We start from the raw sequence: 9,614 nt of genomic DNA, 5'->3' as shown, positions 1-9,614 counted from the left end.
GGGAGCCGTGGGATCACCCGGCCCGGCCGCGCCGGACACAGCGCAGCACGGGCGGCGTTGCCCCGCTGCGCTTCCGGATTGTGCCCGATCGTCAAGGGCTTGAAACCGCGAGGAAACCCGTACGTTATGCGGTGGCCCGCATGGATCATCACCCCAAGGCGGTGTCGAAGGCAATACCGAGGAGGTATGTCACACCCGCGGCGGCTCCGCCCAGCAGTAGCTGGCGCAGTCCGCTGAACCACCAGCTGCGGGCCGTCACCCGGGCCACGACGGCGCCGCAGCCGAAGAGCCCGGCCAGCGCCAGCAGGACCGCGGGCCACAACTGGGTGGCGCCCAGCAGGTAGGGCAGCACGGGCAGCAGGGCGCCCAGCGCGAAGGAGCCGAAGGAGGACAGCGCGGCGACCATGGGCGAGGGCAGGTCGGACGGGTCGATGCCGAGCTCCTCGCGCGCGTGGATCTCCAGCGCCTGCTCGGGATCGCTCGACAGCTGGCGGGCGACCTCGCGGGCCAGCTTCGGCTCGACGCCGCGCGAGACGTAGAGCGCGGCGAGCTCCTCCTCCTCGTCGGCGGGGTGCTTGCGCAGCTCGCGGCGCTCGATGTCCAGCTCCGCGAGGACGAGTTCGCGCTGCGAGGCGACGGAGGTGTACTCACCGGCGGCCATGGAGAACGCGCCCGCCGCGAGACCGGCGAGGCCGGTGATCACAATGGTCTGGGAGGAGGCGGACCCGCCCGCGACGCCCGTCATCAGGGCGACGTTGGAGACGAGTCCGTCCATGGCACCGAAGACGGCGGGGCGCAGCCAGCCGCCGTTCACATCGCGGTGCGTGTGATTGTCGCGATGGGCCACATGAGGTGCCTCAACCGCATCGAGGACAGACATTGCTCCGGGTGCTCCCTTCCCCACGGGGCGGGTCCCTTGTCGCTCGCCCCCTGAGCCGAAGGTACGCACGAACACGCGCCCAGCGCTAGCAAGGAAGGCCGAACTTACCTCTCTGACCTGGGGTTTTGCGATACGGCCCCAGAAATTGTGTACCGACCCCGGCACTGCCGGTGGCCCGACTAAGCCCTGCCTCAGGGGGCGGTCCTCAATCGCCGGACGGGCTGAACTGTGCGGTCGGGCCCGCAGACTCAAGGCCACGGTCCGCGAAATCCAGCCCGTCCGGCGTTTGAGGACGCGGCCGCAGGCCGCTCCCGCCGCTGGGGGTCCCCCCGGACGGAGTCTGGGGGAGGAAACAGCGGCGCACCCAGGAAGATCAGCCCTTCTTCGCCGACTCCTCCGAGGGCTCGGAGCCCTCTTCGACAACGGCCGGTTCCACGACCTGCTCCCGCCCAGGGCACCGCTTCGCGGAGACGACCATGTAGACGACGGCCCCGATGAAGACCACGATCGACGTCCAGCCGTTGAGCCGCAGCCCGAGGAAGTGGTGCGCGTCGTCGACGCGGAGGTACTCGAACCAGAAGCGCCCCACCGTGTACGCCGCCACGTAGAGGGCGAACGCCCGCCCGTGCCCCAGCGTGAAGCGCCGGTCCGCCCAGATCACCAGGCCCGCGATGAGCAGGCACCACAGGGACTCGTAGAGGAACGTCGGGTGGTACGTGCCGGCGAGCCGCCCGATCGCGGGGTCCGCGTCGATCTTGAGGGCCCACGGCAGGTCCGTCGGCTTGCCGTAGAGCTCCTGGTTGAACCAGTTGCCCCAGCGCCCGATGGCCTGGGCCACGGCGAGCCCGGGGGCGAGCGCGTCCGCCCAGGCGGGGAGGGGGATGCCACGGCGGCGGCAGCCGATCCAGGCGCCGACCGCGCCGAGCGCGACCGCGCCCCAGATGCCGAGCCCGCCTTCCCAGATCTTGAAGGCGTTGACCCAGTCGCGGCCCTTGCCGAAGTACAGCTCGTAGTCGGTGATCACGTGGTAGAGCCGGCCGCCGACGAGTCCGAACGGCACCGCCCACACGGCGATGTCGGCGACCGTCCCCGCCCGTCCGCCCCGTGCGATCCAGCGCCGGTTGCCGAGCCAGACGGCGACGAAGACGCCGATGATGATGCAGAAGGCATAGCCGCGCAGCGGAATGGGTCCGAGATGGATCACTCCGGTCGACGGGCTGGGAATGTAAGCGATGTCCATGGCAGCACCGACGCTACCCTGCCGGACCACGCGAACGGCAACCCGCCCGGCACAACAGCTGCGTAACGCCCTCAGCCCTGGTCCGCGGCCGCGACCAGCTGCCGGAGCTTCTCGGGGGTCAGCGGGTTGGCCTGGTCGCCGTAGATGCTCTTGCCGTTGAGGAGGACCGTCGGCGTCCCGCGGTAGGAGGACTTGCCGAAGGCCTCGTGGGACTTCTTCACCCAGCTGTTGTGGGTGCCGTCGTCGACGCACTTCTGGAAGGCGGGGGTGTGCAGCCCCTGGACCTGCCCGGCCAGCTCGATCAGGCGCGGCTTCCTGCCGTACGCGTCGTCGGTCTCCTGGGGCTGGTTCTTGTAGAGCACGTCGTGGTACTCGGCGAACTTGCCCACGTCCTGGGCACAGGCCGCCGCGTTGGCCGCGTTGATCGATCCGGTGCCGCCGAGGTTCTTGTCGATCAGAGTGACCAGGTGGTACTCGGCCTTGAGCTGCCCCTTGCCCTCCAGGTCGTGGATCGTGTCGCGGAAGCCGTTCTCGAACTGGCCGCAGCCGGGACAGCGGAAGTCCTCGTAGACGGTGAGGGTGGACTTCGCCGTGGTCCTGCCGACCGGGATGGTCATGGTGTCCTTGCCGGAGGCGCCCTGGGGGGCGACCAGCGGGCCCGCCGTCTCCTTCTTGCCGCCCTTGCCGGAGTTGGCCACCAGCGCGCCGATCCCGGCCCCCGCGCCGAGGACGACGGCCACGATCACGCCGGCGGTCAGCGTCCGCTTCCGCTTGGCGCGGGCCTCTTCCTTCTGGCGCTGTTCCTGCAGGCGCTCACGGGCGCTGCGCTTCCCATCAGAGTTCTTCTGGCTCACGTCCCCGTACAACGAACCGGGGGCGCGGCTTGCGCGCCCCCGGTCGTCGGTTCCGTCGAAAGAGTTACGCGCGCTTGCGGACTCCCGCGGCCAGCTCACCCGCGAGGGTGCGCACCGCGGCGAGGCCCGACTCCAGGTCGGGGGCGTCCAGCAGGCGCTTCACGAACGCCGAGCCGACGATGACGCCGTCGGCGAACTGCGCGACCTCCTCGGCCTGTTCGGCGTTGGAGACGCCGAGGCCGACGCAGACCGGCAGCTCGGTCACGGCCCGGGTGCGCCGCACCAGCTCCTGCGCCTCGCGCCCGACGGACTCGCGGGTGCCGGTGACACCCATCAGGGACGCCGCGTACACGAAGCCGCTGCCCGCGGCCGTGATCTTGGCGAGGCGTTCGTCGCGGCTGCTCGGCGCGACCACGAAGACGGTGGCCAGGCCGTGCTGCTCGGCGGCCTTGCGCCAGACCTCGGACTCCTCGACCGGCAGGTCGGGGAGGATGCAGCCCGCTCCCCCGGCGGCGGCGAGGTCGGCGGCGAACCGCTCGACCCCGTAGGCGTCCACCGGGTTCCAGTAGGTCATGCACAGCACGGGCGCGCCCGTCGCGGCGTGCGCCTCGGCGACCGTACGGATCACGTCGACGATCTTGATGCCGCCGCGCAGGGCGATGTCGTCGGCGGTCTGGATGACCGGGCCGTCCAGGACCGGGTCGCTGTGCGGCAGTCCGACCTCGACGATGTCGCAGCCGCCCTCCAGCATCGCGGTGACGGCCCGGACGCCGTCGTCGACGGTCGGGAAGCCGGCGGGGAGGTAGCCGACGAGGGCCGCGCGGTTCTCCGCCCCGGCCGTCGCCAGCACGGAGCTCAGCAATTCGATGTTGCCCGCCATCACTTGGCCCCCTCGCCCTGCTCGCCGTCGTACAGCCCGAAGTAGCGGGCCGCCGTGTCCATGTCCTTGTCGCCGCGCCCGGAGAGGTTGATGAGGAGCAGCCCGTCCGGGCCCAGCTCCTTGCCGACCTCCAGGGCGCCGGCGAGCGCGTGGGCGCTCTCGATGGCCGGGATGATGCCCTCGGTGCGGGAGAGCAGCCGCAGCGCCTGCATGGCCTCGTCGTCGGTGACGGCGCGGTACTCGGCGCGGCCGACGTCCTTGAGGTAGGAGTGCTCCGGGCCGATGCCGGGGTAGTCGAGCCCGGCGGAGATCGAGTACGGCTCGGTGATCTGGCCGTCCTCGTCCTGGAGGACGTAGGAGCGGGAGCCGTGCAGGATGCCGGGCGTGCCCTGGGTGAGGGTGGCCGCGTGCTCGCCGGTCTCGACGCCGTGGCCGCCGGGCTCGCAGCCGATGAGGCGGACGCCGGTGTCGGGCAGGAAGGCGTGGAAGAGGCCGATGGCGTTGGAGCCGCCGCCGACGCAGGCCAGCGCGGCGTCCGGGAGCCGGCCGGCGCGCTCCAGGATCTGCCGGCGCGCCTCGACGCCGATCACCCGGTGGAAGTCGCGGACGAGCGTCGGGAAGGGGTGCGGGCCCGCGACCGTGCCGAAGAGGTAGTGGGTGCGGTCGACGTTGGCGACCCAGTCGCGGAACGCCTCGTTGATGGCGTCCTTGAGGGTGCGGCTGCCGGACTTCACGGCGATGACCTCGGCGCCGAGCATCCGCATCCGGGCGACGTTGAGCGCCTGGCGCTCGGTGTCGATCTCGCCCATGTAGACGGTGCACTCCAGGCCGAAGAGCGCGCAGGCGGTGGCGGTGGCGACGCCGTGCTGGCCCGCGCCGGTCTCGGCGATGACGCGGGTCTTGCCCATGCGCTTGGTGAGGAGCGCCTGGCCCAGCACGTTGTTGATCTTGTGTGAGCCGGTGTGGTTGAGGTCCTCGCGCTTGAGGAACACCCGGGCGCCGCCCGCGTGTTCGGCGAAGCGCGGCACCTCGGTGAGGGCGCTGGGACGCCCGGTGTAGTTGACCATCAGGTCGTTGAGCTCGGCGGCGAACGCGGGGTCCGCCTTGGCCTTCTCGTACTCGACGGCGACCTCGTCGACGGCGGCGACGAGGGCCTCGGGGATGAACTTGCCACCGAACGCGCCGAAGTAGCCTTCGGCGTTGGGAATCCGACCCTCCGGGTCCGGGATGAAGAATTCGCTGGGCATGCCGGTCTCCTCAGGAGATGAGTGAGTTGACGTGATCGCTGAGCTGACGCTCAGCCACGCCATCGGCGCCCGTTGACCTGACCCGGCTCGCAGCCGATGTGGTACCTCACTCTGCGGCCCCGGACCCGGCGGGCCGGCGCGCGGCAGCCGCGGGGACGGCAGCCCCGGGCCAGGCGCGCGTAAGGATCCTGGGCGGACGACCCGGCCGCGGGCACGCCGACGACGGCCGGGCTGCGGCCCGGCCCCGTGCGGCGGCTGCGGCGGGTGGTCATCCGGGGCGTCAGCCCCGTCCGTGCCGCAGGGCCGGGTGGGCGCCCGCCGCCACCAGGTCGGCCACCGCGCCCTTGGGGTCGCGGCCGGTCACCAGGGACTCGCCGACGAGCACGGCGTCGGCGCCGTCGTTCGCGTAGGCGATGAGGTCGTGCGGGCCGCGGACACCGGACTCGGCAATCTTGATGATGTGGTCCGGGATCTCGGGCGCGACCCGGGCGAAGTTGCCCCGGTCCACCTCGAGGGTCTTGAGGTTGCGGGCGTTGACGCCGATGATCCGGGCCCCGGCGTCGACCGCGCGCTGCACCTCCTCCTCGTCGTGCACCTCGACGAGGGGGGTGAGGCCGATGGACTCGGCGCGCTCGATGAGGGAGACCAGGGCCTCCTGCTCCAGGGCGGCGACGATCAGCAGGGCCAGGTCGGCGCCGTAGGCGCGGGCCTCCCACAGCTGGTAGGCGGTGACGATGAAGTCCTTGCGGAGCACCGGGATGTCGACCTTGGCCCGGACGGCCTCCAGGTCGGCGAGGGAGCCGCCGAAGCGGCGCTGCTCGGTGAGCACGCTGATGACGGCGGCGCCGCCCGCCTCGTAGTCCGCGGCGAGCCCGGCGGGGTCGGCGATCGCGGCGAGCGCGCCCTTGGAGGGGCTGGAGCGCTTGACCTCGCAGATCACGCTGACGTTCTCGCCACGGAGGGCGGCGACCCCGTCCTTGGCCTGCGGGGCCTTCGCGGCGCGCTCCTTGAGCTCGTCGAGGCCGACGCGCGCCTGCCGCTCCGCGAGGTCGGCACGGACTCCGTCGATGATCTCGTCGAGCACACTCACGCGAGCGGCCCCCTTCCGGACTCGGATGGTCTGGGCTGGTGCTGCAGGCCGGCGCAACAGGCTGACGCGTCGGGCCGGTCCATCAAAAAGTGCTTCACCAGGCATGGTGATGGTACTTGCCGGAGGGCGAAGGTCTCGCATCCGGTTGACGCCGGTCCCGTCATGCGAGCGGCGCCCCCGGAGAACATTCCCCCGCCCGGCCCCGCTCCGAACCGTGATCAACCCCACCTTCCCCCGGAGCCGCCTAGGGCACCAGCAGCGAACCGCACTGCAGGTTCCGTACCACGGTGAACACCAGGATCAGTGCCCCCAGCGCCCACCAGTGCCCCGCCCGCAGGGCGAGCCGCAGGCCGCTCCGGCCCCGGAAGGCCCCGCTCACCCACGCGATCCACAGGACGAGGAACCCCGCGTAGCCGGCGACGGCGAGCGCGTTGGCCCCCAGCGCCGCGCCGAGGTCGCCGTGCGCCAGCGCGTGCGTGCCCCGCAGCCCTCCGCACCCCGGGCAGTAGATCCCCGTCCAGCGCAGCAGCGGGCAGGCGGGATAGTGGCCGGGCCGGTTGGGGTCGACGGCCCCGACGTACGCGAAAGCCGCCCCGACCCCGGCGGCGACACCGAGGGGAGCGGCGAGGCGGCGCGCGAGGTTGTTCTGCACACCTCGAAGTGTCCGCCGGAGAGCGTGAAGGCGCAGCTCAGGGCCGACGTGTTGCGTCCGTACGGGCCCGGGGCCGCGTCTTTGCGGCGAGCGGGTGGCTCAGCTCTGGGTCTGCGGCCGGGCCTTGGCGCCGCGCTTGGGCTCCGAGCCCAGGCCCATCAGGCGCATGATGCCGCCGACGACGCCGCCCAGCAGGATGATGACGATGCCGGCCCAGAAGCCGACCGGCTTGGCCGCCACCATGAACGCGCCGCCGACGCAGAAGCCGATGAAGGAAATGATGACACCGGTCCAGGCGGCCGGGGTGTGTCCGTGGCTGCTACCCGCCATGACTATGACTCCTCGTTGCTGTGGCGCGCCCGCGGGCGCGGAGAACGCTCATGGTCATTGTCCCCGACGCCCGGGGGTGCCTTGAGTTGGGGGTGGGGCGTGTTCCCGGCCGTCCGCCGGGCCCGGTCTCCCGGTCGGTCACCGGGATGTGCCACCGTGCTGCCCGTCGGGTCCGCCGGTGGGGTCCTCGCCCCGGTCGAGGGCCTTCCACAGCTCCTCGGGGCGCTCGGGGTCGGTGGCCGTGCGGGGGCGGCGCGGGCGGGGGGTGCCGTCGCGCTCGTACCGGCCGGACATCGCGGGCCAGTGCTTGCCGTAGCGCAGGGCGAGCAGCCCGGCGAGGAACAGCAGCACACCGCCCGCGAGGGCGACCCACGGCCAGGGGGTGTGGGTGACGTGGCCGACGGCGGCGCTGGTGAGGCCCTGTGCCTTGGCGGCCTTCTCCTCCAGTGCGGAGGTGTCGTCGGCGCCGGCGAGGGCACCGGCCACGACGCCCGCGCCGCAGAGGGCGAGGACGGCGGCGACCACGGTGCGCCAGACGCCGCGGACGGCGAAGACGGCGACGAGCGTGGCGAGGCCGACGACGGCCAGCGCGCCGGGCAGGCCGCTGACGTCCTGGCCGCTGACGGTCTTCGAGACGGCGCTCTGGGCGATGTCGGCCGCGGCCGTGCCCTCCGCCCAGGTGCGGCCCCCGGCGAGGAGGACGAGCGCGGCTCCGGCCGCGCCGGACAGCAGGGCGGCGCCGACGCTGCGCCGCCGGGCGCCACCGGCGCGGGGGGCGGGCTCGGCGTGGGGACGGGGGTGGGGTACGGCTGCGCTCACGGTTACCACTATCTCGTGTGTTGCCCGGCCGGGCGCCCGGGGGTCCCCTCCAGGGGCTCCCCGGGTGCCCGGACCCGGTGTCAGGGCCGGGGTGCGAGCCGGTTGGCGGAGTGCACCGCGCGGAGTACGGCGGCGGCCTTGTTGCGGCACTCCGCGTCCTCGGCGGCGGGGTCGGAGTCGGCGACGACGCCGGCGCCCGCCTGGATGTACGCGGTGTCGTCCCGGAGCACCGCGGTGCGGATGGCGATGGCGGTGTCGGAGTCCCCCGCGAAGTCGAGGTAGCCGACGCAGCCGCCGTACAGGCCCCGGCGGGCGGGCTCCAGTTCCTCGATGATCTGCATGGCGCGGGGCTTGGGCGCGCCGGAGAGGGTGCCCGCGGGGAAGCAGGCGGTGAGCACGTCGAAGGCGGTGCGGCCGGGGGCGAGGCGGCCGGTGACGGTGGAGACGATGTGCATCACGTGGCTGTAGCGCTCGACCGACATGAAGTCGACGACCTCCACGCTGCCGGGCTCGCAGACCCTGCCGAGGTCGTTGCGCCCGAGGTCGACGAGCATGAGGTGCTCGGCGCGCTCCTTGGGGTCGGCCAGCAGTTCCTCGGCGAGGGCGGCGTCGGCCTGCGGCGTGGCGCCGCGCGGGCGCGTCCCGGCGATCGGGTGCACCATGGCCCGCCCGTCCTCGACCTTGACGAGGGCCTCGGGGCTGGAGCCGACGACGTCGAAGGCGCCGCCCTCCCCGTGGGGGAACCGCATCAGGTACATGTACGGGCTGGGGTTGGTGGCCCGCAGCACGCGGTAGACGTCGAGCGCGGAGGCGGTGCAGGGGGTCTCGAACCGCTGGGAGGGCACGACCTGGAAGGCCTCGCCCGCGCGGATGCGCTCCTTGATGTCGTCGACGGCCGCCATGTAGTCGGGGCCGCCCCAGCGCGCGGTGTACTCGGGGAGTTCGGAGGGCGGCAGGGCGGTGGGGTCGGTGGGGACCGGGCGGCGGAGGTCGGCGGCCATCGCGTCGAGGCGGGCGACGGCGTCGGCGTAGGCCTCGTCGATGCCGGTGTCGAGGTCGTTGTGGTTGATCGCGTTGGCGATCAGCAGGACCGTGCCGTTCCAGTGGTCGAGGACGGCGAGGTCCGAGGTGAGGAGCATGGTCAGCTCGGGCAGGCCCAGGGTGTCGTCGCCGTGCTCGCCGATCCGCTCCAGGCGGCGGACGATGTCGTAGCCGAGGTAGCCCACCATGCCGCCGGTGAAGGGCGGCAGCCCGGTGCCCTCTATGAGGTCGCGCGGGGTGTGCAGGGCGGCCACGGTGGCGCGCAGCGCCTCCAGCGGGTCGCCGTCGGTGGGGACGCCCACGGGCGGGGTGCCGAGCCAGTGGGTCCGCCCGTCGCGGACGGTGAGGGTGGCGGCGCTGCGGACGCCGACGAAGGAGTAGCGGGACCAGGTGCGGCCGTTCTCGGCGGACTCCAGCAGGAAGGTGCCGGGGCGCTCGGCGGCGAGTTTGCGGTACAGGCCGACGGGGGTGTCCCCGTCGGCGAGGAACCGCCTGGTGACCGGGATGACCCTGCGGTCCTTCGCGAGCGTGCGGAACGTGTCGGCGTCGGGCGCGATGTCACTCATGGTGGTGGCAGCCAT

The 9,614-nt window shown here is 72.7% G+C and carries 11 protein-coding genes; all 11 read right to left on the bottom strand.

Going from position 1 to position 9,614, the window contains the following annotated elements:
- Positions 1-148: 148 nt before the first annotated feature.
- Positions 149-880 (bottom strand): VIT1/CCC1 transporter family protein, encoded by a 732-nt coding sequence (locus tag ACWD4A_RS02935; RefSeq protein WP_451188581.1) that lies wholly within the window; start codon positions 878-880, stop codon positions 149-151.
- A gap of 373 nt (positions 881-1,253) precedes the next feature.
- On the bottom strand, positions 1,254-2,120 hold the full coding sequence (lgt, locus tag ACWD4A_RS02930) for a prolipoprotein diacylglyceryl transferase (protein WP_451188578.1): 867 nt from the start codon (positions 2,118-2,120) through the stop codon (positions 1,254-1,256).
- A gap of 71 nt (positions 2,121-2,191) precedes the next feature.
- Positions 2,192-2,974 carry a DsbA family protein gene (locus ACWD4A_RS02925; RefSeq protein WP_451188575.1) on the bottom strand — a complete coding sequence of 261 codons (783 nt, stop codon included), beginning with the start codon at positions 2,972-2,974 and terminating at the stop codon, positions 2,192-2,194.
- A gap of 64 nt (positions 2,975-3,038) precedes the next feature.
- Complete coding sequence (gene trpA, locus ACWD4A_RS02920; RefSeq protein ID WP_451188572.1) at positions 3,039-3,854, bottom strand: tryptophan synthase subunit alpha; 816 nt, start codon at positions 3,852-3,854, stop codon at positions 3,039-3,041.
- The gene (gene trpB / locus ACWD4A_RS02915) at positions 3,854-5,101 is read right to left on the bottom strand and encodes a tryptophan synthase subunit beta (protein WP_451188569.1); all 1,248 of its coding nucleotides are present in this window, start codon (positions 5,099-5,101) and stop codon (positions 3,854-3,856) included. Before trpB ends, trpA begins: the two co-directional genes overlap by 1 nt.
- A gap of 50 nt (positions 5,102-5,151) precedes the next feature.
- Positions 5,152-5,373, bottom strand: coding sequence for a tryptophan biosynthesis modulator TrpM (gene trpM / locus ACWD4A_RS02910; RefSeq protein WP_451188566.1), 222 nt, complete (start codon positions 5,371-5,373; stop codon positions 5,152-5,154).
- 8 nt (positions 5,374-5,381) lie between these two features.
- Entirely contained in the window at positions 5,382-6,191 is an 810-nt protein-coding gene (gene trpC / locus ACWD4A_RS02905) for an indole-3-glycerol phosphate synthase TrpC (RefSeq protein WP_451188563.1), read from the bottom strand.
- Between the two features lie 244 nt (positions 6,192-6,435).
- On the bottom strand, positions 6,436-6,843 hold the full coding sequence (locus ACWD4A_RS02900; protein ID WP_451188560.1) for a DUF2752 domain-containing protein: 408 nt from the start codon (positions 6,841-6,843) through the stop codon (positions 6,436-6,438).
- 99 nt (positions 6,844-6,942) lie between these two features.
- Positions 6,943-7,173 (bottom strand): HGxxPAAW family protein, encoded by a 231-nt coding sequence (locus tag ACWD4A_RS02895; protein ID WP_451188557.1) that lies wholly within the window; start codon positions 7,171-7,173, stop codon positions 6,943-6,945.
- 138 nt (positions 7,174-7,311) lie between these two features.
- Positions 7,312-7,992, bottom strand: coding sequence for a TIGR02234 family membrane protein (locus tag ACWD4A_RS02890; RefSeq protein WP_451188554.1), 681 nt, complete (start codon positions 7,990-7,992; stop codon positions 7,312-7,314).
- A gap of 80 nt (positions 7,993-8,072) precedes the next feature.
- Positions 8,073-9,614, bottom strand: coding sequence for an anthranilate synthase component I (locus ACWD4A_RS02885; protein ID WP_451188552.1), 1,542 nt, complete (start codon positions 9,612-9,614; stop codon positions 8,073-8,075).

The organism is Streptomyces sp. NPDC002537 (assembly GCF_053594975.1).
This window is presented reverse-complemented; position numbering and strand designations above follow the sequence as displayed.